This is a genomic window from Kitasatospora sp. NPDC003701 (assembly GCF_053587085.1).
The window spans coordinates 1-1,092 of sequence record NZ_JBSFNM010000176.1 but is presented as its reverse complement, the minus strand read 5'-3'; the positions used below and the strand labels follow the sequence as shown (position 1 = coordinate 1,092).

Sequence of the window (1,092 nt, the reverse complement as noted above, 5' to 3'; positions counted from 1 at the left end):
TCCGCCGCGAACGGAGCGATCTTCGCCTCGGCCAGCGAACGCACCGCCTCACGGAGCATCTCGTGCTCCTCGGAGATCCGGAAGAGATCGAAGTCCTGGCTCATGATCGGCACTCCTGTTTCACGACGGTACTCAGTACCCTTCATTATGCATGCGCGCAGCAAAAAGGGAACTCAGTGCCTTCACAGGGCGGTACTGAGTTCCCTATCCTTTTGCTGGCGTACGGAGGCCGTACCGCGGACGTAGTACCGGAGAGCACGCCCCGGCCGTCCGGGCCGGCCGTACCCCGGCGGCGCACAGCGAGCCGCAAGCCCAGTCCGAGTGCAGGGAGATGACACCGTGGTCCACTCAGCCATCGACGCCGACATCGAGAACCTCCCGCTGTACTTCCAGCGCTGTACGTGGTGCAGCAACCCGACCTTCCAGCGGCTGCTCTGCCCCACCTGCGGCTCCACCGACCTCCGGCTGGAGCGCAGCGAGGGCACCGGCGTGGTGCGCCGGTGCGCCGTCGAACAGGCGCGCACCCCGTTGGCGCGGCAGAAGTCGCTGATCCGGATGGCCGAGGGCTTCGACGTGTGGTGCATCGTCAGCGGCCTGCGCAGCACCGTCCCGGTGGGGACGCGGGTCCGGCTGACCCCGGCCGCCGACTCCGACCAGCCGGAGCTGACGCTGCTGCCGCAGGAGGAGCCGGAGCGGGTCGAGCCCGCGGAGCCGCGCCCGCTGCCGCCGTGCCAGGGCGGCTTCACCCAGCATCTGGCGGCGTACGCCGAGTAGGACGCGCGGACCGCCCGGACGGCGTCCCGCAGGCTCGGACCACCTGCGGGACGCACACCGGGCGAAGCAGCAGCCGATACGCCGGAGGGCGTGGCACCGGGTACTCGGTGCCACGCCCTCCGGCGTATCGGGCTCGGGCGGGCGGATCAGCCCTTGCGGGCCTGGACCTCGCCGGTGAGCTGCGGCAGCACGGCGAAGAGGTCGCCGACCACGCCGTAGTCCGCCAGCTCGAAGATCGGGGCCTCCGGGTCCTTGTTGACGGCCACGATGGTCTTCGAGGTCTGCATGCCGGCCCGGTGCTGGATCGCACCCGAGATG

Annotated in this window: 1 protein-coding gene and 1 pseudogene; one reads left to right on the top strand and one right to left on the bottom strand. The window is 70.2% G+C overall.

Annotated elements, in window-relative coordinates:
* Nucleotides 1-339 precede the first annotated feature (339 nt).
* A complete protein-coding gene (locus ACWDRR_RS44490; RefSeq protein WP_449778051.1) occupies nucleotides 340-774 on the top strand; it encodes a hypothetical protein in 435 nt (144 codons plus the stop codon).
* Nucleotides 775-920: 146 nt separating this feature from the next.
* Here ACWDRR_RS44490 and ACWDRR_RS44485 read toward each other — a convergent pair.
* A pseudogene (locus ACWDRR_RS44485) lies at nucleotides 921-1,092 on the bottom strand (electron transfer flavoprotein subunit alpha/FixB family protein); the annotation flags it as partial.